Genomic DNA, 23,811 nt, shown 5'->3' with positions numbered 1-23,811 from the left:
CGGACGACCTGACCACTTTTGTGGTAGGCAAACCCGACCGTATCCGTCCTCCCGGAGGTGGCCTGATGTCTCACACGGACGAAAGACCCACTTCCGAGACGTTCACCGAGTTGGCGACCGAGCCCTATCTGAGCCTCACCACGTTCCGTCGCGACGGCACCGCCGTCCCCACGACGGTGTGGGCGGCGCCGTTCGGCGGCCGGCTCCTGGTGTGGACCGGCGCCGAGTCCGGGAAGGTCAAGCGCCTGCGCAACCAGCCCGTGGCGACGGTCGCGCCCTGCGACCAGAGCGGGTCGCTGCTCGGCGACCCCGTGGCGGCACACGTCCGCATCATGCGGCGCGACGAAAAGCGCATGCTCGACGCCGCGCTGAAGGCGAAGTACGGCTGGCAGTTCCGCATCTCGGCCCTCGGCGCGGCGATCGGGCGCCTGATCGGCGTCGGCAGGCGGGGGCAGATCGGCCTGGAGATCACGCTCGATCAGGGGTGAGCCGCGCCACGTCGTTGGATCCTCAAACCGGCGTAGGCTTGCGTGCTGTGACAACGGTGCAGCCCGATGGACGCAAACTGCTCCGGTTGGAGGCCCGCAACGCGGAGACCCCGATCGAGCGCAAGCCACCATGGATCCGCGTAACGGCCAAGATGGGGCCCGAGTACACCGACCTCAAGGGTCTGGTGAAACGGGAAGGCCTGCACACGGTCTGCGAAGAAGCCGGCTGTCCGAACATCTACGAATGCTGGGAAGACCGCGAAGCCACCTTCCTGATCGGTGGCGACCAGTGCACCCGGCGCTGCGACTTCTGCCAGATCGACACCGGCAAGCCGAAGGCGCTCGACCGTGACGAGCCCCGCCGCGTGGCGGAGAGCGTCCAGGCGATGGGCCTGCGCTACTCCACGGTCACCGGCGTCGCCCGCGACGACCTGCCCGACGGTGGTGCGTGGCTCTACGCCGAGACCGTGCGGCAGATCCACGAGCTGAACCCGGGCACCGGCGTCGAGCTGCTGGCTCCCGACTTCAACGCCGTCCCCGAGCTGCTCGGCGAGGTCTTCGAGTCCGCGCCCGAGGTGTTCGCGCACAACATCGAGACCGTTCCGCGGATCTTCAAGCGGATCCGTCCGGGGTTCCGGTACGAGCGCTCGCTGGACGTCATCCGGCAGGCGCGGGCGGCCGGTCTGGTCACCAAGTCCAACCTGATCCTGGGTATGGGCGAGGAGCCGGAGGAGGTCACCGAGGCGCTGCGCGACCTGCACAGCGCCGGCTGCGACCTGGTGACGATCACGCAGTACCTGCGCCCGTCCGCGCTGCACCACCCGGTCTCGCGCTGGGTGAAGCCGGAGGAGTTCGTGGCGTTCCGCGAGCAGGCCGAGGAGATCGGCTTCGCGGGCGTGCTGTCCGGGCCGCTGGTGCGCTCGTCGTACCGCGCCGGGCGGCTCTACCAGCAGGCGATCGACGCGCGGGCAACCGCGATCGCCGCGGTCTAGATACGCACTCGACACACGTCGGACACGGCGATCCGGCAGAATGTGTATGCGGAACGTAAACGTGAAATTACTTTCAGTAATCAGGAGGTTGCCGTGACCGCCGTTCAGCCACTGCGCCAGCTGGTCACGTCGGCGATCGCGCTGCTCCCCGAGGGGGGCCAGCGCACCGCGCGTCGTAACGCCTGGGCAGCGATGAGCGAGGACAACCGTCGGGCCCGCGATCGTCGGGAAGCCGCTGCTGCCTTCGCGGTGCCGGGCGCGGTGGCCCGGCGAGCCAACCGTCACGTCTGATCGGGCTCGCCATTTTGCGCGCTCACGGCGCGCTCTAGACTTGGAGCATGACCTCCGCCACCCCCGAAAAAGTCGGCTTCCGCCAGCGGGTCCGACAGATCTTCCAGGTGTTCAAGTTCGTTCGGGGGCACGATCGTCTGATCGTTCCGCTGATGCTCGCGGCGTTCCTGGTGCCCCTGCTCGTCGGCATCGGCGTCGCCTGGCTCACCGGGCTGTGGGTCATCGTGCCGCTCGCGGTGCTGATCGCCGTTCTCGCGACGCTGATCGTGTTCAGCCGGCGCGTCCAGAAGGCGACGTATGCGCAGGTGGAGGGCCAGCCCGGAGCCGCGCTCGCGGTGCTGGAGTCGATGCCGGGCAACCGTAACCAGCGGAACTGGAAGTTCACGCCGGCCGTGCAGGTCAGCCAGCAGCAGGACGTCGTCCACCGAGTGGTCGGCCGTCCGGGCGTGGTCCTGCTCGGCGAAGGTGCCCCGCACCGGGTGAAGCAGCTGATCAGCACCGAGCGGAAGCGGGTCAGCCGGGTGCTGACCGATGTCGCGATCCACGACGTGATCGTCGGCGAGGACGAGGACAAGGTGTCGATCCGCAAGCTGCAGTCGCACCTGCAGAAAATGCCGAAGACCCTGACGCCGAACCAGGTGGGCCAGGTCGCCCAGCGCCTCCAGGGCCTCGGCGGCGCCCGCCCGCCCATCCCCAAGGGCCCCATGCCGAAGAGCGCCCGCGCCATGAAGGGCGCCAAACAACAAATGTACCGAGGCCGTTAGTGGGCGGCCCGCCCAGAACGACGCTGCCGAGCGGGCGGCAGGACTTGAGTATCACTTATACGCGGCGTCCTGCCGCCCGATCGGCAGCGTCGCCCTGAGCGGGCTCCAGGTTCAAGCAACTACTCGCGCCGAAGCGGCGCTCTAGAGTGAATGCTTGAGATCGACGTCAGGCGTCGCGCTGATTGGGCACGACTATTGCCCCAGTCACTTTGTCGTGCCAGCGGCGGCCGTCGGACGTGATGAGCAGGGCCGGGATCAGCAGGATGATCAGCGCGGTGCGCAGGAGTGCGCGGGCCAGGCCGATCGGGCGGCCGTCGGCTACACCCTGGCAGTGGATCTTCAGTAGCCGCATGCCCGGCGACTCACCGAAGATCCCGATGAACGCCGTGTAGGCCACCAGGAACACCAGCGTGCTCCAGCCCCCCGGCGGATCGGGGTACGTGAACAACCCGGCGACCATCGCGCACAGGACACCGTCCACGAGAAATGCTGCGGCACGGCGTCCGAATGAAGCAGTTGACGGAAGGCCGACGGCGGTAGAGCTCACCCCTCGACCCTAGCGGTGACAGGGACGCCGGCGAGAACGTGACTTACGCCGCCCGTAGGGTTCGTCCTAAGCTGTCCGAAAATGAGCGCCTCCGCCTTCGTCCCGTCACCCTGGTTAACATCGGCGAAACTGATGGGACATTGGCAGGCAACCGGCGCTTCCTACGTTGTGGCCAGCGACCCACACTGACGGAGGATGGATGTTTTCCCAGCCCGACGAACTGATCCGGTTCATCCAGGACGAGAGCGTTCGCTTCGTCGACGTCCGTTTCTGTGACCTGCCGGGTGTCATGCAGCACTTCACGATCCCGGTTGAGTCGTTCGACACGGACATCCTCGAAGAGGGGCTGGCGTTCGACGGGTCGTCGATCCGCGGCTTCCAGCAGATCCACGAGTCGGACATGCTCCTGCTGCCGGACGTCTCGACGGCCTTCGTCGACCCGTTCCGCGTCAACAAGACGGTCGCGCTGAACTTCTTCATCGCCGACCCGTTCACCCGCGAGTCCTACTCGCGCGACCCGCGCAACGTCGCCAAGAAGGCCGAGCAGTACCTGGCCAGCAGCGGCATCGCGGACACCGCGTACTTCGGTGCGGAGGCGGAGTTCTACATCTTCGACTCGATCCGCTTCGACACCAACCAGCACAGCTCGTACTACTACGTCGACTCGGTCGAGGGCGCCTGGAACAGCGGCCGCGAGGAAGAGGGCGGCAACCGGGGCTACAAGACCAACTACAAGGGCGGTTACTTCCCGGTCCCGCCGATCGACCACTTCGCTGACCTGCGCGACAGCATGGTGAACAACCTGCAGCAGGTGGGCATCAGCGTCGAGCGTGGCCACCACGAGGTCGGCACCGCCGGTCAGGCCGAGATCAACTACAAGTTCTCGACTCTGCTGCACTCCGCCGACAACTTGATGCTGTTCAAGTACATCATTAAGAACACCGCGTGGGCCGCCGGCAAGACCGTCACCTTCATGCCGAAGCCGCTCTTCGGTGACAACGGCTCGGGTATGCACACCCACCAGAGCCTGTGGAAAGACGGCAACCCGCTCATGTACGACGAGGTCGGCTACGCCGGTCTCTCGGACACCGCGCGCTGGTACATCGGTGGTCTGCTCAAGCACGCCCCGTCGCTGCTCGCGTTCACCAACCCGACCGTCAACTCGTACCGGCGCCTCGTGCCGGGCTACGAGGCCCCGGTCAACCTGGTGTACTCGCAGCGCAACCGCTCGGCCTGCACGCGTATCCCGATCGTGAGCAGCCCGAAGGCCAAGCGCATCGAGTTCCGCGTGCCGGACCCGTCGGCCAACCCCTACCTCGCGTTCTCCGCAATGCTGATGGCCGGCCTCGACGGCATCAAGAACAAGATCGAGCCGCCGACGCCGGTCGACAAGGACCTCTACGAGCTCCCGCCGGACGAGCTGGCCGAGGTCTCGCAGGTTCCCGGTTCGCTCCCCGAGGTGCTCGACCGCCTCGAGGTGGACCACGACTACCTGCTCGAGGGCGGCGTGTTCACGCCGGACCTCATCTCGACCTGGATCGAGTACAAGCGGGCCAACGAGGTCGACCCGGTGCGTCTGCGCCCGACCCCGCACGAGTTCGCGCTGTACTACGACATCTGATCGACCGGTGTGCCGGGCCTGAGCCCGGCACACCACCGTCAGTCCGTCGCTGGGCCGCCTCCCGTTCCCCGGGGAGGCGGCTTTCGGCGTTTGGCCTACCCCGAGGGCGTCAGGCCCACAAGCCGGTAGACCGGCCGGCTTCGCCTACCCGCGCGAGTCTGCACCAACTCCTCCTCCAGCACGGCCGTCACGCGCTTGTCGAGATTTGCTCTGATGTCTTCGAGTAGTTCCGGCCCCAGCGCGCCCTGAACGTCTCCCCCGCTGTCCGGTTCGAGATAGAAGATTCGCCGCTTCGTTCTGACACCGTCAAGTCGACCCGATATCGAGACGGTCCGGCGGTCGGTGCGGATTTCTTGCAGGCTGTTGTGTAGAGCATCCGCCTGATCCACCGACAGAATCGACCCAACCATTTCTCCGAAGGTTGGGAAAAAGCTGAATTCGAGGCTCGAAGTCTTTCGCACGGCGTCAACCATGTCGTTAACCGCATTGCGCACCGTTTGTCGCTGACCCAAGACCGCGTCCAGCGAGGCGTCATCCTCGGCTGAGCTCGGCAGGATGTTCACCAACTCCCGCGCAGCTAGCTCAGAGAGGGTCTCGACGCGAGAGTCCGGCAAGTAGTCGTCGCCATTCACATCAGCCTCAGGAAAGCTGAATACAATCATATTGCCCGCCTGCGCACGCTGAATCAGCCTCGCTTTATCGCGATCGCCAGCGTTGACTCGGAGAGTCTCCGTCCTCGGGTCACGGATGACATGACCTAGTTTTGCCGTCGCATCCTGTACCGCCTTTGTAACCAAGTACGAGGCATGCGCCTCGATTTGATGCTTTCCCAGAAAATCGATCCGCAGGAAAGAGTCTTTGCCGGCCCCTCGAGCGAACTTCGTCTCGGCCGCTGCGACCGAAGCCGCCGCCAAGTCCTCGAGCCACGAAGCACCTGGAGTGTCATGTGCCGCACCGAAGAACAGCCCGCTCACCAAGTCACCTCCGCATATCCTTTGGCTAGACCGTCGATGACCTCGCCGCGAGCGTCGGTCACTCGAGACCAGGCCCCGTGCCAGTACTCCTCCCGATCCGGGGAGCAGATGAAAGCATCCAGGACCCCACCGACAGGTTGGAGGCGCCCGAACCAGATCGGCGGTGTGCGGACTGCGACATCTTGAAGCGTCAGTAACGCATGCAGCTGCATGCGACCACGAATGTCTATTTTTCTCAAATCATCCCATTCGGCTGGGAGAATTACTACGTCAACGTCGGCGGGCGGCTGATCTTTTCGCACGCAAAAGCCGCCCCCTATCCACGCCCTACCTTCTGGGATCAGCTCGCGCATGAGGCGAAGGTGCACTGCGAGAGCCGCGTAGAGAAGTTCGCGCCGTTCCCGAAAGGGGGCATCCAGAACAAGGCGCTCGTATATCGCAGAAAGGTCAGCCGCGTGCGGACCCGGCGGAAGCAGGCCGTCCGAAGTCCATAGGGGTAAATCCATCTCCGCCCTTACATCACGCTCTCATAGTCACCACACAAGCACTCGAAGTGATGATGCTAGGTCCTATCTGGCCTGTCCGGCCGCCTTTTCGCTGATGAGCCACCCGACGCGTGGCACCCTGGTCAGCGATAGACGATGACCGGAACGACGGCTTCATCGGTCAGGACGTGGCCGCCCGACGTTGTGGAGGCTGCTCGCGAGTGCTGCGTTCGCGCGTCACGCCTCCTCCCCGAACGGGTGGGTGTGCAGCCACCACACGATCACCGCGCGGCTCGCGGCGCTCCGGCAGCCGTACGTCTCGGCCCACGGCAGGGCCTCCCCGATCGGACACACCCACCACTCGGTGGTGCCGAGCACCCCGAGCTCGGCGATCGGGTCGCCCGCGCGGAGCAGGAGCCAGCGGTTGCGCCCCAGGGGCCAGAGACGCCACGGCGACGCGGCGCCACCGGCCGCTTCGGCCTCCCGGGGCGTCGGCCGGACCGGCGGCTCGAACCAGGGGTTGCGCTCGGACATCGGAAATCTCCTCCCCCTCGCGCGCCGGCGGTTCCGGCGTTCGTCAGGGCAGGAAAGTCGGTCCGGCGAAATGTCCGACGGCGCTTCTAGGATGCCGGACACCGGACGGACGGCCGGACATCGCCGGTCCCGGTCCGGACACGTCATCGGGCCGGTCGGGGAGCTCTCCGGCGGCCCCGTCCGTCCTGCAGGAGGAATCCGCGTGCCCCGCACTCCCTCACCGTCGGCGCTGCTGCGCCACCACCGCACCCGGGCCGGGCTCACCCAGCGGGAGCTGGCCCACCGGGTGGGGTACAGCCGCTCCACTGTCGCCAACGCCGAGACCGGCGACGTCCGATCGGCCGACTTCTACCGCCGGTGCGACGAGGTTCTGGCCGCCGACGGCGCGATCAGCGCCGCCCGCGCCGCGCTGGACGCGCCGGCCGCGCTGGACGGCCGGGCGGCGCCTCCGGGCCCGGTACGGCCCCTCTCCGCGGTCCCGCCCGACGAGGCGATCGAGCACCTCCGCCGGCACTGGCACCACCTCGTGCGCACCGACAACCTGCTCGGGCCGCGGGCCGCACTGCCCGACGTCCTCGAGGCGCTGAGCACGCTGACGACGCTGCGCGCCACCGGCCCGGCCCGCACCGCGCTGCGGTGCCTGTCCGCCCGGTACGCGGTCACCGCCTCGTGGCTCTGCCAGGACGCCGGGCTGCCGGGCGACGCCGCGTCGTGGGCCGGCCAGGCGCTCGAACTCGCCCACGAGAGCGCCGACCGGGCGTCGATCGCCTGGGCACTCCACCGCCTGAGCCGGCTCGCGGAGCACGGCGAGCCGGAGCGGGCCGTCTCCCTCGGCCGGGCCGCGCTCCGCCAGGGCACGGACGCCCAGCGTCCCCTGGCCGCCGCCCTGCACGTCCAGTGCGCCCGGGTGCTCGCGCAGCGCGCCGACCGCCCCGGCTGCGACGCCATGCTCACCCGCGCCGCACTGCTGGCGGACGCGCGCGAGGCCACCGGCGACGACCGCACCGGCTACGGCAGCTCCTGCACCCGGGCGTGGGTGCTGGCCACCCGCGGCGAATGCGCGCTCCGGCTCGATGCACCGGCGGACGCGGTGGGGCCGCTCCGCACGGCGCTGGCGCTGCTCGCCCCGGCCTACCGCCGCAACCGCGGCCTCGTGCTCGGCCGGCTCGCCGAGGCCTGCGCGCGCCTCGGCGACGTCGACGAGGGCCGCCGCGCCGCAGCCGAATGCCGAACGATCGGCGAAGCCACCGGCTCCGCCTCCGTACTGGCCCTGGCCGAAGCGCCGGCCCCGGCCCCGGCCCCGGCCGAACTCAGCAGCGGGACCGCCAGGGCTGGCCGAACGAACCGGTCAGGAAGTAGCTGCCCGCCCGCTTCAACCGCACCTTTACCCAGGTCCCGTCCGGCTCAATGCACCCCTCGGGCCCCCGCAGCACCATCCACGGCGACCACCGCACCCGCACGGTGAGATCGGTCGCCACCGGGCTCGTGAACCGCACGCCGGTCGCGCCGCTGGAGTCCAGCCGCGCCGGGTACGGCACGACGGAGGGACCGCCCACCACCCGGTACAGCGACCAGTCGGAGTTCTCCCACTCCTTGCGCAGGTACGAGAGGTTCGCCTCGATCAACGCCGCCTCCTCGCGTCCGGCGGGGTCCAGCCGGGTGTCGCCGCGCGGCACCGCCACGTAGCTGACCGCGTTCTCGTACAGCCAGGACAGGTACGTGTCGGGTGCGAGCGTGTCGTCGTAGAACAGCGCGTTGCGATCGACGTCGACCTGCCGTTCCCAGCCCCGCGCGATCGGGACGACGTCCGCGACGTACGTCGACTCCCAGTGGTCGCGCAGCGGCACGACCTCGATCCGGCCGACCGGGTCGCGGCGCTTCAGCTGGTCCATCAGCGGCTGGTAGTACAGCTTCGTCGCCTCGCGCGCTCCGGCGTAGGCCAGGTCCCCGCCGATCAGCGGCGGCTGCCACCAGCACAGCAGCGCGACGACGCCGACGAGCAGCCGCCGGTCGAACGTCGAGATCGCGACGACGACCGGCGCCGCGAACAGCATCGACAACCGGACGACGTTGCTGCCGACCGGGTTGTGCGAGTAGTACGTGAGCGCGGCACCGACCGCGGACAGCACCGCCGCGATCCGCACCGCCTGGTAGCCACGGCGTGGCACGAGCAGCACCACCGCGAGGCACGCGGCCACGCACACCTTCATCGACTCTTCGCTGAACGGCTGCACCCCGCCGTCGTGGAAGACGAACGTCGGCACGGTCATTGCGATCCCGGCGCCGACGCCCAGCACGAGGCCCTCGGCCACCACGCCCGAGAGCAGCAGCGCCGCGCCGCACAGCCCGACGAACAGGCCGGCCACCGGGCTCGCCGCGGTGCTCAACGCCGCGAGCGTGCCCGCCAGCACCATCTCCCACCAGCTGGCGCGTGGTTGGAGCAGCGCACGCAGCCAGTGCGCGGAGTCGCTGGGCGGGGGCCGGTAGCGATGGGCGGACGCGGCGACGACGCAGAGCGCCAGCATGCCGAGCGCGATGCCCATCGCGAACGTCGTCCGACCGCTGACCAGGTTGAACACACCTGTGACCGCGCCGAGCACACCGGCCGTGAGCGGGCGCTTGGCCCCGACCTGGGCCAGCAACCAGGCGAACGCCACCGCGGACACCACGACCGAGATCGCGCCGACGCCCCGCGAGCCGAACAGCGAGTTCGCCGGGCCGGTGAACGCGCTGTACCCGAACGGATAGACGCCCCCGTACCAGCGGAAATCGATCGGCACCCAGCCGTGCTCGTCGAAGAAGTGGCCGCGGGCCACCTGTGCGGAGAGGTCGGTACCGGCCAGCGGCAGCGAGAGGAACCCGACCGCGAGCAGTAGCGAGGTCAGGAACGTCACGGTGACCGGCATCCGGTGCGACTCCGGCAGCAGGCGCGTGGACAGCCCGTCCCAGCGCCGCCCGGAGCGCGGCGGTTCGGAGCCCACCGGCAGTCGCACGCTCACACCACCGGTTGTCGTCCCTTTTGACGGGGACGACACCGAGTCAGGCATAGAACACTCGCTCCACCGCTTGCCGGCCGTGTCGCATCGTCCGCAGGTAGTCGTCGAGGAACTCGCCGGTGTCGGCGTCGGCCGACCACCCGATCGCGCGCGCCACCCCGGTCAGTTCCCGGCCGTGCCGCGGCAGCTGGTCCGACGGCCGGCCCCGCACCAGCATCAGGGCGTTGCGCACCTGCGCGGCGAGCTCCCAGGCCGCGACCAGCGCATCGTGGTCGACCCCGGTGATCAGCGACGCGTCGCGCGCCGCACCCAGTGCCGCGATCGTCTGCGTCGTGCGCAGGCCGGGCACCTCCGCGGCGGAGCGCAGCTGCAGCAGCTGCACTGTCCACTCGACGTCGGCCAGCCCGCCCCGCCCCAGCTTGGTGTGCGTCGCCGGGTCCGCGCCGCGCGGGAGCCGCTCGACGTCGACCCGGGCTTTGATCCGGCGGATCTCGGTGATCGCGGCCGCGTCCAGACCCTCGGCCGGGTAGCGCAGCGGGTCGATCATCTCGACGAACCGGCGGCCCAGGTCGTCGTCTCCGGCCACCGGGCGGGCACGCAGCAGCGCCTGCCACTCCCACGGCTTCGACCAGCGGCGGTAGTACTCGGCGTACGAGGAGAACGACCGCACCAGCGGCCCCTGCCGACCCTCCGGGCGCAGGTTCGCGTCGATGCCCAGCGGCGGGTCCGGCGCCGGCATCGACAGCAGCCGCCGCAGCTCCTCGGCGACGGCCCGTGCCGCCACTGTGGCGTCGTGCTCCGACGCCCCCTCCAGCGGCTCGTGCACGAACATCACGTCGGCGTCGGAGGAGTACGACATCTCCGATCCGCCGAGGCGGCCCATGCCGATGATCGCCATGCGCATCGGCAGCTCGCCGGCCCGCTGGGCCGCCACCACGCGCTCCGCGACGCCCAGCGCGGCCACCAGCACGGCGTCGGACACGTCGGTGAGCGCCCGGCCGACCGCCTCCACGTCGTCGACACCGAGCAGGTCCGCGAACGCGGTCCGCAACAGCTCCCGTCGACGCAACGCGCGCGCCGCGACCACCGAGGTTTCCGCGTCGGCGTGGCGCGTGGCGGCGGCGCGCAGCGCGCCGTGCAGCACGTCGCGGGACCGGGGCTGCAGCTCGCTGTCCTCGGCGAGCAGCCGGAGGCCTTCCGGGTCGTGGGTGAGCAGGTCGGCGACGTAGACGCTGGTGCCGAGCAGCGTCGGCAGCCGTTCGGCGACCAGCCCCTCGTCACGGACCAGCCGCAGGAACCACGGCGTCGTGCCGAGCCGGTCGGACACCTGCCGATACGCCAGCAGGCCGGCGTCGGGGTCCGGGGCGTCGGCGAACAGCCTCAGCATCGCCGGGAGCAGCGTCCGCTGGATGTGCGCGCGCCGGGACACGCCCTGCGTCAGCGCCTGGACGTGCCGGAGCGCACCGGACGGGTCGCTGAACCCGAGCGCCTCCAGCCGCGCCTGCGCCGACTCCGGCATCATCCGCAGGTTCTCGTTGGAGACGGCAGCCACGGCCTCGAGCAGCGGCCGGTAGAACAGCTTCTCGTGCAGCCGCCGGACTTCCCGCGCGTGCCGGCTCCACTCGGCGTGGAAGCCCTCGACGGGGTCGCCGCCACCCCGGTAGCCCAGCGTCGCGGCCAGCCAGCGCAGTTCGTCGTGGTCGGTCGGAAGGCTGTGGGTACGGCGGAGCCGCTGCAACTGCAGGCGGTGCTCGACAGTGCGCAGGAACCGGTACGACGAGTCGAGCGCCTCGCCGTCGAGCCGTCCGACGTAACCGCCGTCGATCAGCGCACGCAGCGCGTCGAGCGTGTTGCCGCTGCGCAGCGTCGCGTCGCCGCGGCCGTGGACGAGTTGCAGCAGCTGGACCGCGAACTCGATGTCGCGCAGGCCGCCGGGGCCGAGCTTGATCTCCCGGGCCGCTTCCTTCGCGGGCAGCGACTGCTCCACGCGCTGGCGCATCGCCCGGATCTCGGCGACCGCGCCTTCGCGCCCGGCCGCACCGTCCCGGCGTGACTTGCCGGTGGTGGTGCCCCACACCAGCGGCGTGACCTCACCCATCCAGGCCATGCCCAGGTCGAGGTCGCCGGCGATCGGGCGGGCCTTGATCAGCGCCTGGAACTCCCAGGTGCGGGCCCACTGCTTGTAGTACGCGGCGTGCGAGGCGAGCGTCCGGACCAGCGGCCCGTCCTTGCCCTCCGGGCGGAGCGCGGCGTCGACCTGCCAGGCCACCTCGTTGCAGATCCGCATCATCGAGCTGGCCAGCGAGGAGGCCGTCCGCAACGCCGGCCCGGGGTTCTCCGTGTCCGGGAACTCGTCGCCGGGTGCACCCGGCTCAAAGACGAAGACCACGTCGACGTCACTGAGGTAGTTGAGCTCCCGGCCACCGCACTTACCCATGCCGATGACGCCGAGCCGCACCGCGGGGGCGTCGTCGGGCAGCGCGGCCGCGGACACGGCGAGCGCGGCCCGCACCGTGGCCTCGGCCAGGTCGGCGAGCTCGGTGGCGATCATCGCGACGTCGGACCGGCCGGTCGGCCCGGCGTCGCTCAGGTCGCGGGCGACGGTACGCACCAGGCACCGGCGGTAGACCAGGCGCAGGTCGGCGACGACGTCGGGGCCGGATCCCCGCGCCTTCACCCCGCCGCTCCCCCAGGTTTCCCCGGCGTCGGTCGGCGCGCCCACTGCGTCCAACAAGATTTCGCGGAGCAGTTCCGGCGACGGGGGCGAGGGCTCCCACACGCCGGTCGCGAGCGCGCGCCACTCGTCGGGAAAAGCACAGAGGTGGTCCCCGAGTGCGGCGGACGCGCCCAGGACGCCGAGCAGGCGGTGGCGGAACCCGACGTCGTCGCGGAGCGCGTCGGCGAGGGCCTCCGGATCCTTCTGGCTGGCGTTCAAGCGGTGCAGCGTGAGCACCGCCAGGTCGGGGTCGGCGGCGCCAGCAAGCTCGGTGATCAGCAACTCGCCGTCGGAACCGACTGGTCCGGACGTCTCCGGGCTCCACCAGCCCAGGCCGTCGGGGCCGAGCAGGTCGGCGGCGCGCTTGGGGTCGCGGAAGCCGAGGCGGGCCAGCCGGCTGGTGCCGACGGGGGCGGGTCGGGTCATGCCGGCTCCTCCCTACGGTCGGAGCCGGCGTGCCCCGAGTCGGACTCTGCTAGCCGGACCTCGCGCAAGCGCTCGGTCATGCCTCCACCACCGGAAGGGGGACGCCCGGACCTGCTCCGCGACCGGCGGCCACCGCGACGAACCGGCCGGCGAACGGACGCCACACCTCTTCGACGTCGGCCTCCACGGCGGCGCAGCGGGCCAGCACGGTCTCCGCGTCCAGCCCCGCGCGCTCGAGGGAACCGTCGTCGCTGACCGCCCACTCCGCCAGCATCGCGGCGTCGCACTCGATGTGGAACTGCAGGCCCCAGGCCTTCGGCCCGAGCCGGAACGCCTGGTGCGGAACGCGCGGCGACGACGCCAGCAGCACCGCGCCGGGCGGCAGCACCGTGATCTCGTCGACGTGCCACTGGTAGACGTCGGGCGTGAACGGCAGCATCGCGAACAGCGGATCGGTCTCGGCGACGTCGCGCTTGGCGATCAGGAACGCGCCGATCTCCGGCCCGTTGGCGGCCGGCTCCACCCGGCCGCCCAGCGCGTCCGCGAGCAGCTGACCACCCAGGCAGACGCCCAGTGTGGCCACCCGCTTGTGCACCGCTTCGCGCAGCAGGTTCTTCAACGCCGGGAACCACGGCGACGCCGGTTCGCCGTGGGCCGGCTGGGCGCCGCCCATCACGACCAGACCGTCGAATCCCGTCAGGTCGTCGGGCAGCGCATCCCCCGCGTCGGCTTTCACGACGTGCAGTTCGGCGCCTGCCTCGACCAACCAGTCCCCGAGTCGACGGGCGTCGTCCTCGGCGTCGTTCCGGACGACCAGCAGCCGTGGGTTGCTCACCCCTGCAGGCTATCGAGTCCCCATCACAAGAACGGCAGGTACCGACGCCGTTCGTAGGCGGTGACCTGACGGCGGTAGTCGTCCCACTCCGCACGCTTGTTCTTGAGGAAGAAGTCGAAGATCTGCTCGCCGAGCGTCTCGGCGACCAGCTCGCTCTTCTCCATGTAGCCCAGCGCCTCGGACAGGTTGTGCGGCAGGTCCTCGTACCCCAGCGCACGCCGCTCCTCGGGCGAGAGCGACCAGACGTCGTCCTCGGCGCCCGGAGGCAGCTCGTAGCCCTCTTCGATGCCCTTGAGACCGGCCGCCAGCAGCACCGCGAACGTCAGGTACGGGTTGCAGGCCGCGTCCACCGAGCGGATCTCGACGCGTGCCGAGTGCGGCTTGCCGTAGCGCGGCACCCGGACCAGCGCCGACCGGTTGAGGTGCCCCCAGCTGATCGAGCTCGGCGCCTCGTTGACCACGTTGTGCTGCGGTGCGCCGAACAGCCGCTTGTACGAGTTCACCCACTGGTTGGTGACGGCGGTGTATTCCCGGGCGTGGAACAGCATGCCCGCGATGAACGCCTTCGCGGTCTTCGACAGCGTCATCGGGTCGCCCGGGTCGTGGAACGCGTTGCGCTCGCCCTCGAACAGCGACAGGTGGGTGTGCATGCCGTTACCGGCCAGGTCGGTGAACGGCTTCGGCATGAACGTCGCGGAGACGCCCTGGAACAGCGCGACCTCCTTGATGACGTGCCGGAACGTCATGATGTTGTCGGCGGTGGCCAGCGCGTCGGCGTACCGCAGGTCGATCTCCTGCTGGCCGGGCGCGGTCTCGTGGTGGCTGAACTCCACCGAGATGCCGATGCGCTCCAGGGCCAGGACGGCCTGCCGCCGGAAGTCACGCGCGGTGGCGTGCGTGGTGTGGTCGAAGTAGCCGCCGGAGTCGACCGGGGTGGGGCGACGACCGTCGGTGGGGTGGTCGGCGAGCAGGAAGAATTCGATCTCGGGGTGCGTGTAGAACGTGAACCCCTTGTCGGCGGCCTTGCGCAGGGCGCGACGCAGCACGTGCCGCGGATCGGCCCAGGACGGCGAGCCGTCGGGCATCTGGATGTCGCAGAACATCCGGGCGCTCTCGCCGGAGCCGGCGCCCTCGAACGGGAAGACCTGGAACGTCGACGGGTCGGGCATCGCGACCATGTCGGCCTCGTAGACCCGGGTGAAGCCTTCGATCGCCGAGCCGTCGAAGCCGATGCCCTCTTCGAATGCGGCCTCGAGCTCCGCCGGCGCGACCGAGACGCTCTTCAGCGTCCCGAGCACGTCGGTGAACCACAGCCGGACGAAGCGAATGTCTCGCTCTTCCAGCGTGCGCAGCACGAAATCCTGCTGACGGTCCACGACGGCCTTCCCCTCGTTCTGGTGCTTTCAACCTGCTGCCCGGAGTCTCCCGGGACCCTGTTACGACGACGTTACGACGGGGCACCCATCGTGACGAACCCCACCCCCATGCGGGCAAATCCGGTGCGACGATTGGGCCGTACCCGGGGACCCGCACATGTGGGCCTCGAGGAGGAAAGGGGACGATGATGTCCGAAGAGACGTCGTTGTACGGCGGTCCCTCGCACCGCCGAGTTCGTGCCCGTGACCTGGTCGCCGCCAAGGAGCGCGGCGAGCGGTGGGCGATGCTCACTTCCTACGACCAGTACACAGCCGCCCTGTTCGACCGGGTCGGCATTCCGGTTCTCCTGGTCGGCGACTCCGCGTCGAACAACGTGTTCGGCAACGAGACCTCGCTGCCGGTGACCGTCGACGAACTGATTCCGCTGGTCCGCGCGGTGAGCGGCGCGGCTTCGCGGGCTATGGTGGTGGCTGATTTCCCGTTCGGGTCGTTCGAATCCGGGCCGGAGCAGGCGCTCGCGACCGGCGTCCGTTTCCTGAAGGAAGGCCGCGCGCACGCGGTCAAGCTCGAGGGTGGCGCGCGGGTCGCGCCGCAGGTCGACGCGCTGACCGGCGCCGGCATTCCGGTGTTCGCGCACGTCGGCTTCACGCCGCAGCACGAGAACCTGCTGTCGGGCTACCGCGTTCAGGGCCGGGGCGACGACGCCGACCGGATCGTCGAGGACGCGGTGACGCTCGCCGAGGCCGGCGCGATCGCCGTGGTGCTCGAGATGGTGACCTCGGACGTGGCCAAGCGGGTCACCGACGCGATCCGGGTACCGACGGTCGGCATCGGTGCCGGCGGCTACACCGACGCCCAGGTGCTCGTCTGGCAGGACATGGCGGGCCTGCGCACCGGCAAGCTGCCGCGTTTCGTCAAGCAGTACGCGGACATGGACGCGATCCTGGACGACGCCGCGCGGCGCTTCGCCGAGGACGTGCGGGAAGGCAAGTTCCCCGCCGAGGAACACACGTTCCACTGATGTCATCGGTGGCGGCGGTGTCCCCCACTGCCGCCACCGAACACGAAGATCCCGATCAGCAGCAGTGGCCAGAACGCGAAGACTCCGCGCGCGGCGGCGAACAGCGCGACGACCATGAGCAGGAGCGCCAGGCCACCGAGCGCGTAACGCGCCAACCGGTCGGGGTGTTCGCGCTGCCACGCGACCTGCGCCGGCGGGTGGGCGACTTCCGCGCCGGGAAGCACCTCGTCCAGCCGCACCGGCAGGTCGGCCAGTAACGGACGCAGGTCGGCGACGGTTTTGGTCGCGTAGGCCGTCTCGACGCGCTGCTCGTACTCCTCGATCGTGAGCCGACCCTCGGACGTGTGTTGCCGCAGCAGTTCGACGACACGCTCGCGGTCTTTGTCCGACGCGCGAACCGGCGGACGATCGGAATCCATGCTGCCTCCCGAGGTACTCGCCTTTGACGGTACCCCGGGAGTTCGAGCGATCAGTCGTTCCAGCGCTTGTCTTCGGCGTCGGCGGCCGCGTTGCGGGCGGCCACCGTGTCGAGTGCCTTCTCCGCGGCTTCCCGCGACGAGTAGGGGCCGAGGCGGTCAGCAGCCTTGCCCTTGTCGGCGTCGGTCTCGACGCGCTTGTGCTTGAGGTTCCACCAGTACTGGGTTTCCTCGGCCATCGTGATCACCTGTCCTCTCGATCCGAACGCGTACTTCCCGACGGGCTCTTTCCACAAACGATCCGGTTCGCCGCCTCCACCACCGCGCGCCGCCGACCGGCCCACTCGTCCTCGTCGATCGACCCCTCGGTGAGCATGCGCGCGATCTGCGGAGCGGCGAACCACCAGTTCGCCAGCGCCAACAGCAGGAACTGCAGGTGGTTGGCGCTGATCGTGTCGTCGAGCAGACCGTCGCGCTGGGCCGCTTCGAGGGCCTCGACCTTGCTCCGGTAGTGGACGCGCCGGTTCAGCTCGTCGGCGACCTCTCCGGTGTCGGCCAGGGCCTCCCACATCAGCAACCGCTGTACTTCCGGGTGCGTACGCAGGTAGTCGAACGTGCGGCCGGCGAGCTCGCCGAAGTCCTCGGTGCGCTCCACGCGAACCGGGACCGCTTCGGCGACCTTCTCCAACTCCTCGATGAGGATGCTGGTGAACAGAGCGTTCTTGTCGCCGAAGTAGCTGTAGAGACGCTCCTTGTTGGCCTTCGCCCTGGCCGCGATGCGCTCGACGGTGGTGCCGTGGAGGCCGTGCTCGGCGAACTCCTGCCGCGCCGCGTCACGCAGGCGCTTTTTCGTCGACTCCACGTCCCGTGCCATGCACGCCACCCTATCGTGGCCAACTCCAACGTTGCCGTTGGCGACGAGTACGGCTAGCGTTTCCAACGCAACCGTTGGAATGGACCAGGAGCCATCATGAAAACAGCGTTGATTCTCGGAGCCTCGCGCGGACTGGGCCTCGGCATGGCGAAGGAGTTCCAGGCACGCGGCTGGCAGGTGATCGGCACGGAGCGCTCCCCTAGCGACCTGCGCACGCTCGACGTCACAGTGGAAACGCTGGACATCACCAGCCAGGAGCAACTCGCCGCCCTGCGGAAGCGCCTCGACGGTCAGACCATCGACCTGCTGTTCGTCAACGCCGCTGTCGCCAGCGCCGACGCTCCGGCGGCTTCGGTGGAGACCCAAGACTTCGTCGACGTGATGGTGACGAACGTGTTGAGCCCGATGCGCGCGGTCGAGACGCTCGACGACCTCGTGCCGCCGACCGGCACGATCGCGGTGATGTCGTCACGGCAAGGGAGCATCGCGATGAACACGAACGCCGGGTACGAGGTGTACCGGGCGAGCAAGTCCGCGCTCAACCAGCTGATGCGGTGTTACGCGGTACGACGGGAAAACGACCCCCGCACGCTTCTCCTGGTCAATCCCGGCCACGTGCAGACCGAGCTGGGAGGACCCGGCGCGGTGCGCACGGTGGAGGAAGCGGTGCCGCCGGTCGTCGACACCGTGGAGAAGCGAGCCGGCCAGGGCGGCTTCTTCTTCGTGGACTACAACGATCAGGTGGTGCCCTGGTAGGCATGGGCTTTCGCCGTGGCGGCGACCGCCGCGGCCTCGTCGCCGAGCGCGCGGGCCAGGTCGGCCTGCTTGAGCCAGTTGTACGGGCTGCACGGCCGGACGTTCAGCCGCTCGCTGATCAGCGACCGGGCCAGCGGGAGCCTTCTCGCCCGCAGCGCGGCCTCGACCAGCGTCTTGTAGACCGCGTCCCGCTGGGCGTGGCTGCCGCCGAACTCGTTGACGTGACCCCGGATCGGACGGAGCAGGTCGACGGTGTCGTCGTAGCGGCCCTGTCCGAACGCGAGGAGCGCCCGGCAGACCGGTAGGCCGACGCGTGCGGTCATCGCCTGGTTGGTGACGGTGGGATCGTCCCGCAGCCACTGGATGCGGTTCTCGATCAACGCTTCGGCCAGCTCGAAACGCCCGGCACCGACGTAGGCCATCACGGCGTGGGCGTCGTTGAACGCGTAGAACGGGTTCTCCACCCGGCGCTGCCACGGCTCGACGAGCGCGGCGAACCGTTCGGTCTGCCGGTCCCCCGCCAGCTCGAAGCGCCACAGCAGCGCGGCGGCGTCGAGGAGCTGAAGCGAGATCCCGGATGCTCCGGGGCCGTTGATCGCCGCGTCGTAGATCTCCAGCGCGCGGGTGCGGTCGCCGGACTCGATCGCGTAGAGCGCGTAGTGCCACCAGTTGTGGACGTTGAAGAACGTGTCCGTCGACCAGTCGTCGAGCCGGTCGTCGAAGTAGCGGAGGCCGTCGCCGAACCGGCCCTGCATCTCGTAGGTGTGCGCGACCGCGTGGATGCCCCAGACGTCCCTGCGGTCACGCTCGACCGCCTCCCGCCCGACGTCCTCGGAACGGTCGTAGTGCCCGGCCTCCTCGAGGCCGAACGCGTACATGCCGAGGACGTTCGGGTAGTGGCGGTCGTCGGGGTGCCAGGAGCTCAGTGCCCCGCCGACCCGGTCGCGGAGGCTGACCGCGTTACCGGTGAAGAAGTCGATCTGGTGGCCGACGGCGAGCGCGAGGGCGTCGCGCGGATATTCGACGGTCAGGTCCTGGAGCGTGCGGCCGGCGCCGTGGAAGTCGCCTCCCGCGAGCTGGTTCACCGACGCCAGGTGGGCGCGTTCGCGCGGATTCACGGTGCCCGTCTCGGAGCTCGCCAGATGCTGGCGGGCGGCCACCGCGTCGTCGTGATCGGTGGTCAGCAGGCCGAGGTACCCGCGCAGCACGACCGCCATCGGGAACGTGGGGTCCTCGTCCAGCGCAGCGCCGGTTTCGGCGACGACCTCGGCGCGGAAGTGCAGCAGTTCGTCGACCGCCCGGTCGTAGTGCTCCAGCGCCGTGGTGCTCGCCGTCGTCGTCTGCAGTCCGTGTTGGTCGACGCCCATCGTCAGGCCGTGACGTCGTGGCCGGCAGTGCGCAGCACCGCGACGGCCTTCTCGGCGTGGGACGCGGGCACCAGCACCAGATCGGCGTCGTAGGTGGAGGCGGCGAACACGGGCAGCCCGGCCTCGCCGAGCGGCGCCAGGATGCTGAGCAGCATGCCCGGGACGTCGAGGTCGTGCGACGACTGGCCCTGGAACGCGCGCCAGCCGTCCGCGGTGTCGGCCACGGTGCGGATCACGGTGAGGCCATCGGGAGCACGGACCAGCGCGACCCAGTCGGCGGTGCCGACGATGTCCTCACTGTCGTGACGCTCGATCGCGAAGATATCCGGTCGTAGGGAAAGACTTTGGGGTACGAACGTCGACATACGTCGAGCCTAAGACCGACGGTGCCCCGTCTCCCATGCCCACGCGGCGATTCCGACCCGATTGGCGACGCCGAGCTTCTGCTGGACGTGCGCCAGGTGCGTCTTCACGGTGCCGGCGGTGATGTAGAGCTCCGCGCCGATCTCGGCGTTCGTCCTGCCGTCGGCGACGAGCGCGACGATGTCGAGCTCCCGGTCGGTGAGGGGGTTGGAGTCCGCCGTGCGCGGCGTGAGTTCGCGCAGCAGCCGCACCGTGATCTCGGGGCTGATCAGCGCGTCCCCCGCCGCGGCGGCCCGGATGGCCTCGGCCAGCAGGGCGGCGCCGGAGTGCTTCAGCAGGAATCCGCAGGCGCCGTTGCGGAGCGCGGTGTGCACGTACGCGTCGAGGTCGTAGGTGGTGACGACGACGACCTTGGTGGTCGGGGACAGCACCCTGGTCAGTTCCAGGCCGTCCATGCCCGGCATGCGAATGTCGACCAGCGCAACGTCCGGCTTGGTCTCTTTGGCCAGCTCCAGTGCTCTGGTGCCGTTCTCCGCTTCGGCGACGACGCTGATGCCCGGCGCGGCGTTCAGGATGGTGCGGAAGCTGAACCGGACGGCGTCCTGGTCGTCGGCGATCAGTACCCGGATCACGACGGCAGCTCCATCCGGACGGTCCACCGGTCGCCGTCCGGGCCGGCGCTGAACGTGCCCCCGGCTGCGGTGACCTCGTCGGCGAGGCTGCTCAGGCCGTATCTCAGCCCCGGGCCGCGCGGCATCGCCGCTGGCGGCAGCCCGTTGGTGATCGTGAGCGTCACGCCGTTTCCGTCGCCGTGTTTGCCGGCGTTCCGCAGCGCCTCCGCGATCACCCGCTGGACCACCGGGTACTCGGGCTGGGCGACCGGCCGCTCGGCCTCGCCCTCCCGTAACACCCGGATCGACCGCTGCATCGACGCCAGCGCACGGGCGCCATCGGCCTCGATGCGGTTCAGCACCTCCTGCACGTCCTCCGCGCGCTGGCCGAGCAGCACCTGCGCGGCCTGCGCCTGCAGCACCATCGCGCTGACGTCGTGCGCGACACCGTCGTGCAGGTCTGCAGCGAGTCTCGTGCGCTGGAGTCTTCGGGCATTCGCGACGGCGGCCGCCCGCCGGACGTCCAGCAGGCGCAGGTACAGACCTGAGCCCGCGCCGACCAGGCCGGCCAGTGACCAGAACACGCAGGCCCCGGCGGCTTCCCAGCCGGTCATCACCGGCGCACCGGTGGTCTGCAGGATCAGCAGCGATTCCGCGACGACGGCGGCCGGCCCCACCGTCAGCACCCAGCGCGGCGACGCCCAGCGGCAGAGCAGCGCGAGCAGCACCATCAGCACCGCGGTCTGCTCCAGCGACCAGATGCCGCCGCCGATGGTGGGGTTCTGGAGCCAGTACCCGACGCCGACGAGCGTCCCGACCGCCACGGCACCGACGACCGGCCCCAGCGTCCGCTTTCCCGCCGGCCAGGTGGCGATCAGGGTGGCGAGCACGAGCACACCGAGCACGGTCGGCGTGTCCCGCACCGGCCGGAACTCCGGCGAGACGACGAGGGCCAACGCCAGCACCGCGGCCGCTCCCACCGCCGCTAAGAGCACCCTTGACCTGGTCATTCGTCCACGATAGAGCGAGGCACCGACAGTTCGCCTCTGCCGATCGGCAGATGGCGCACCCGCTGCGGCCACTCGACGCTCGGAGCATGAAATCTCGACTCCTCGCCGCCGTCTGGTGGCCTCTGCCACGCCCGGCCCGATCGGCGTTGCGCTCGCGGTTCTCTGTGGACTCGCTCTGGCCGCCCTGGCATGGTCCCGGCGGCGCGCCGGTCGCGCGCCGGGCGTCGTCCTGCCTACGCCGAGCGCCGCCGAGCGTCCGAGGGCCGCGGCGCGGCCCTTCCCCGCGGCGCGGCCCTTCCCCGCGGCGCGGCCCTTCCCCACGGCGCGGCTCTTCCCCACGGCGCGGCCCTTCCCCACGGCGCGGCCCTTCCCCACGGCGCGGCCCTTCCCCACGGCGCGGCTCTTCCCCACGGCGCGGCTCTTCCCCACGGCGCGGCCCTTCCCCACGGCGCGGCCCTTCCCCACGGCGCGGCTCTTCCCCACGGCGCGGCTCTTCCCCACGGCGCGGCTCTTCCCCGCGGCGCGGCCGACGCGGTCGGGGCGTCAGGCCGGCTCGGCTCGGAGGGAATTCGCGACGGGGCGGCGGCTGGCGAGGCGGGCGGGGATCGCGGTCAGGACGGCGGCCACGAGGCCGGTCGCGAGCACCAGGGCGAGCGTTTGCCACGGTGAGGGCCAGCTGGCACGGTCGCTGTCACCGCCGGTAGCCGCCATGATCAGCGCGAAGAACGCCAGGCCGCCCGGGACACCCAGGATCGCACCGGCGAGCGCGGGCAACACCTGGGCGGCCGCCAGCGCCGCACTCACCGCCCGAGGCGTCGCCCCGAGCGCACGGGCGAGCGCCGACGTGTGGCGGTTGTCGAGCACCGTCGCCCACGTGAGAACGATCGCGTTGATCGCCGCCAGGCACGCCACGATCCCCATCACCACGAACAACACCCGACGCAACTGCCCGACCTGGGCAGCGTCGTACCCGATGACGAGCGGCTGCCCACGCAGAAACGCGTCGAGCACCAGCGCAACGAACACCCCGCTGACCGTGATCGCCACACTCACCATCCCCAGCACCACGCGCCGAGGCCGTCGCGCGGCAACCCGCACCGCGAGCAGCAACGGAACCGGCAGGCGCGCCGACAGCCGAATCGCCCAGCCGGTGCGACGAGGCGGACGCGCCGCGTCGGCAAGCGCGTCGACGGTGCTGGCCCGCGCGGCCTTCACCGCCGGAACCACTGTCGCGAGGCTCGCGACACCGAGCGCCGACACGGTCACCACGACGACCGTCGACAACGTCAACGACGGCGTACCCGCGGTACCGAGCAGCCCGGCGCCGGGCCCGATCAGCAGCGGCGCGACCACCGCGCCGATCACCAACCCGGCCGCGGCCGCGACGAGCGACACCAGGACGTACTCCGCCAGCAGCACACCGGCGACGAGACCCGGCGTCCCCCCGACGGCCTTGAGCAGTCCGACGCGCCGGGTCTGATCGGCCATCCGACCACCGACCAGCACCGAAAGACTGGCCACCGCCAGCAGTCCGAGAAGCCAGGCGCCGATCAGCAACAGGATCTGGATGTCCTGGGCCAGCTCGGTAGCCTCGGTGCGGATCTCCTGCCAGGACCGGAGCATCGGCCCGTCCGCGCCGTGGGCCTCCACGAACGCGGTGGCCTGATTCGGATCGGCGAGCCTCAGGTTCACCACGTAGGTGCTCACCTCGACACCGAGATTCCGCACGTCGCCCTGGGTGAGCCAGACCAGTCCGGGGTTCGCGAGCACCCCCTCCGGCGCACCGTCGGCGTTCGGGTCGCCGTGCAGACAGGCCATCAGGCACGTCGTCGCCGGGTAGGGCGCCAGCGCCGCGGTCACCGCGGTGCCCACGACCTCGAACGCTCGGCCGCCGATCGTGACCCGGTCGCCGACCCGGATCCCGGCCTCGCTCGCATAGGCCGCTTCCACGACCACTCCGCCGTCCCGGACCCAGCCGCCGTCGCGAACCTCGGGCTGGTCCACGTCGGTTGCTGCGGTGTCGCGCCCCACGACCTGCACGCCTGACGTCGAATTGGGCGTTTGCAGTTCGGCGGAGACGACGGGGAAGGGGCCGCTGTGGGTGGTGACGCCGTTGTCTGTTGGAAGTCTGTGCAGCGTGTCCAGTTTGCCGGCGGCGATCACATCCGGGCCCCGGGTGGCCTCGCGGGTGGTCTGATACGGGTCGTCCGCCGCGTCGCGGAGCACGAGCCCGAGCGTCAACGTCGTCGTGGCGGCCATGATCGCGACCAGGAGCAGTGCGGCTTCGGTACGACGTCGCCGCAGGTCGCGGACGGCGAGACGGCTGATCAGGAGGAGGCGGCCCACG

Annotated in this window: 23 protein-coding genes; 8 read left to right on the top strand and 15 right to left on the bottom strand. The window is 70.2% G+C overall.

Annotation, left to right across the window (positions count from 1 at the left end; genetic code table 11):
- The first annotated feature begins 65 nt into the window (after positions 1-65).
- The 4 genes from ACGFY5_RS27525 to ACGFY5_RS27510 all read left to right on the top strand — a co-directional run bounded on the left by ACGFY5_RS27525 (position 66) and on the right by ACGFY5_RS27510 (position 2,535).
- The gene (locus tag ACGFY5_RS27525) at positions 66-488 is read left to right on the top strand and encodes a PPOX class F420-dependent oxidoreductase (protein WP_392724210.1); all 423 of its coding nucleotides are present in this window, start codon (positions 66-68) and stop codon (positions 486-488) included.
- A 38-nt stretch (positions 489-526) separates the two neighbouring features.
- On the top strand, positions 527-1,480 hold the full coding sequence (lipA, locus tag ACGFY5_RS27520; protein ID WP_392724209.1) for a lipoyl synthase: 954 nt from the start codon (positions 527-529) through the stop codon (positions 1,478-1,480).
- Between the two features lie 93 nt (positions 1,481-1,573).
- Positions 1,574-1,771 (top strand): hypothetical protein, encoded by a 198-nt coding sequence (locus ACGFY5_RS27515; RefSeq protein ID WP_392724207.1) that lies wholly within the window; start codon positions 1,574-1,576, stop codon positions 1,769-1,771.
- Positions 1,772-1,818: 47 nt separating this feature from the next.
- Positions 1,819-2,535 carry a DUF4191 domain-containing protein gene (locus tag ACGFY5_RS27510; RefSeq protein WP_392724206.1) on the top strand — a complete coding sequence of 239 codons (717 nt, stop codon included), beginning with the start codon at positions 1,819-1,821 and terminating at the stop codon, positions 2,533-2,535.
- 166 nt (positions 2,536-2,701) lie between these two features.
- Here the strand turns inward: ACGFY5_RS27510 and ACGFY5_RS27505 are convergent, their stop codons facing one another.
- Complete coding sequence (locus tag ACGFY5_RS27505) at positions 2,702-3,082, bottom strand: RDD family protein (RefSeq protein ID WP_392724204.1); 381 nt, start codon at positions 3,080-3,082, stop codon at positions 2,702-2,704.
- A gap of 199 nt (positions 3,083-3,281) precedes the next feature.
- Here ACGFY5_RS27505 and glnA point away from each other — a divergent pair, with 199 nt between their 5' ends.
- Entirely contained in the window at positions 3,282-4,703 is a 1,422-nt protein-coding gene (gene glnA, locus ACGFY5_RS27500; protein WP_392724202.1) for a type I glutamate--ammonia ligase, read from the top strand.
- A gap of 95 nt (positions 4,704-4,798) precedes the next feature.
- Here glnA and ACGFY5_RS27495 read toward each other — a convergent pair whose 3' ends face one another.
- From ACGFY5_RS27495 to ACGFY5_RS27485, 3 genes are all read right to left on the bottom strand, one after another.
- Entirely contained in the window at positions 4,799-5,677 is an 879-nt protein-coding gene (locus ACGFY5_RS27495) for a hypothetical protein (RefSeq protein ID WP_392724201.1), read from the bottom strand.
- Positions 5,674-6,183, bottom strand: a complete 510-nt coding sequence (locus ACGFY5_RS27490; protein WP_392724199.1) for a DUF6932 family protein — start codon at positions 6,181-6,183, stop codon at positions 5,674-5,676. The genes ACGFY5_RS27495 and ACGFY5_RS27490 overlap by 4 nt, the downstream gene beginning before the upstream one ends.
- 216 nt (positions 6,184-6,399) lie before the next feature.
- A complete protein-coding gene (locus tag ACGFY5_RS27485) occupies positions 6,400-6,696 on the bottom strand; it encodes a hypothetical protein (RefSeq protein WP_392724197.1) in 297 nt (98 codons plus the stop codon).
- A gap of 202 nt (positions 6,697-6,898) precedes the next feature.
- Between ACGFY5_RS27485 and ACGFY5_RS27480 the strand changes: the two genes are divergently transcribed.
- Positions 6,899-8,161 (top strand): helix-turn-helix domain-containing protein, encoded by a 1,263-nt coding sequence (locus ACGFY5_RS27480; RefSeq protein WP_392724195.1) that lies wholly within the window; start codon positions 6,899-6,901, stop codon positions 8,159-8,161.
- A gap of 1,574 nt (positions 8,162-9,735) precedes the next feature.
- Here ACGFY5_RS27480 and ACGFY5_RS27475 read toward each other — a convergent pair.
- The 3 genes from ACGFY5_RS27475 to ACGFY5_RS27465 form a co-directional block, all read right to left on the bottom strand.
- Positions 9,736-12,834 carry a bifunctional [glutamine synthetase] adenylyltransferase/[glutamine synthetase]-adenylyl-L-tyrosine phosphorylase gene (locus ACGFY5_RS27475; RefSeq protein WP_392724193.1) on the bottom strand — a complete coding sequence of 1,033 codons (3,099 nt, stop codon included), beginning with the start codon at positions 12,832-12,834 and terminating at the stop codon, positions 9,736-9,738.
- Positions 12,835-12,910: 76 nt separating this feature from the next.
- A complete protein-coding gene (locus tag ACGFY5_RS27470; protein ID WP_392724191.1) occupies positions 12,911-13,669 on the bottom strand; it encodes a type 1 glutamine amidotransferase in 759 nt (252 codons plus the stop codon).
- A 23-nt stretch (positions 13,670-13,692) separates the two neighbouring features.
- Positions 13,693-15,045, bottom strand: coding sequence for a glutamine synthetase family protein (locus ACGFY5_RS27465; protein WP_392724190.1), 1,353 nt, complete (start codon positions 15,043-15,045; stop codon positions 13,693-13,695).
- Between the two features lie 188 nt (positions 15,046-15,233).
- Here ACGFY5_RS27465 and panB point away from each other — a divergent pair, with 188 nt between their 5' ends.
- On the top strand, positions 15,234-16,067 hold the full coding sequence (gene panB, locus ACGFY5_RS27460; RefSeq protein ID WP_392724188.1) for a 3-methyl-2-oxobutanoate hydroxymethyltransferase: 834 nt from the start codon (positions 15,234-15,236) through the stop codon (positions 16,065-16,067).
- A 2-nt stretch (positions 16,068-16,069) separates the two neighbouring features.
- Here panB and ACGFY5_RS27455 read toward each other — a convergent pair whose 3' ends face one another.
- The 3 genes from ACGFY5_RS27455 to ACGFY5_RS27445 are packed head-to-tail and all read right to left on the bottom strand — an operon-like array spanning position 16,070 to position 17,357.
- Positions 16,070-16,486, bottom strand: coding sequence for a DUF1707 domain-containing protein (locus ACGFY5_RS27455; RefSeq protein WP_392724187.1), 417 nt, complete (start codon positions 16,484-16,486; stop codon positions 16,070-16,072).
- 50 nt (positions 16,487-16,536) lie between these two features.
- A complete protein-coding gene (locus ACGFY5_RS27450; protein ID WP_392724185.1) occupies positions 16,537-16,722 on the bottom strand; it encodes a hypothetical protein in 186 nt (61 codons plus the stop codon).
- Between the two features lie 5 nt (positions 16,723-16,727).
- Positions 16,728-17,357: a TetR family transcriptional regulator gene (locus ACGFY5_RS27445; protein ID WP_392724184.1), complete on the bottom strand. Its 630-nt coding sequence runs from the start codon at positions 17,355-17,357 to the stop codon at positions 16,728-16,730.
- A 96-nt stretch (positions 17,358-17,453) separates the two neighbouring features.
- Here ACGFY5_RS27445 and ACGFY5_RS27440 point away from each other — a divergent pair, with 96 nt between their 5' ends.
- Positions 17,454-18,113, top strand: a complete 660-nt coding sequence (locus ACGFY5_RS27440; protein WP_392724183.1) for an SDR family NAD(P)-dependent oxidoreductase — start codon at positions 17,454-17,456, stop codon at positions 18,111-18,113.
- On the opposite strand, the gene ACGFY5_RS27435 is transcribed toward ACGFY5_RS27440, so the two are convergent.
- From ACGFY5_RS27435 to ACGFY5_RS27415, 5 genes are all read right to left on the bottom strand, one after another.
- A complete protein-coding gene (locus ACGFY5_RS27435; protein ID WP_392724182.1) occupies positions 18,095-19,480 on the bottom strand; it encodes a tetratricopeptide repeat protein in 1,386 nt (461 codons plus the stop codon). The genes ACGFY5_RS27440 and ACGFY5_RS27435 overlap by 19 nt on opposite strands.
- Positions 19,481-19,482: 2 nt before the next feature.
- Positions 19,483-19,845, bottom strand: a complete 363-nt coding sequence (locus tag ACGFY5_RS27430; protein ID WP_392724180.1) for an ACT domain-containing protein — start codon at positions 19,843-19,845, stop codon at positions 19,483-19,485.
- 9 nt (positions 19,846-19,854) lie between these two features.
- Positions 19,855-20,475 carry a response regulator transcription factor gene (locus ACGFY5_RS27425; RefSeq protein ID WP_392724179.1) on the bottom strand — a complete coding sequence of 207 codons (621 nt, stop codon included), beginning with the start codon at positions 20,473-20,475 and terminating at the stop codon, positions 19,855-19,857.
- Complete coding sequence (locus ACGFY5_RS27420) at positions 20,472-21,464, bottom strand: sensor histidine kinase (protein ID WP_392724177.1); 993 nt, start codon at positions 21,462-21,464, stop codon at positions 20,472-20,474. The genes ACGFY5_RS27425 and ACGFY5_RS27420 overlap by 4 nt, the downstream gene beginning before the upstream one ends.
- Positions 21,465-22,007: 543 nt before the next feature.
- The gene (locus ACGFY5_RS27415) at positions 22,008-23,810 is read right to left on the bottom strand and encodes an FtsX-like permease family protein (RefSeq protein WP_392724175.1); all 1,803 of its coding nucleotides are present in this window, start codon (positions 23,808-23,810) and stop codon (positions 22,008-22,010) included.
- Between the last annotated feature and the right edge of the window lies 1 nt (position 23,811).

The sequence above is a fragment of the Cryptosporangium sp. NPDC048952 genome, from assembly GCF_043197895.1.
GTDB lineage: Bacteria > Actinomycetota > Actinomycetes > Mycobacteriales > Cryptosporangiaceae > Cryptosporangium.
Note: the sequence above shows the minus strand (reverse complement) of the source record. Positions and strands in the feature narration are given on the sequence as shown.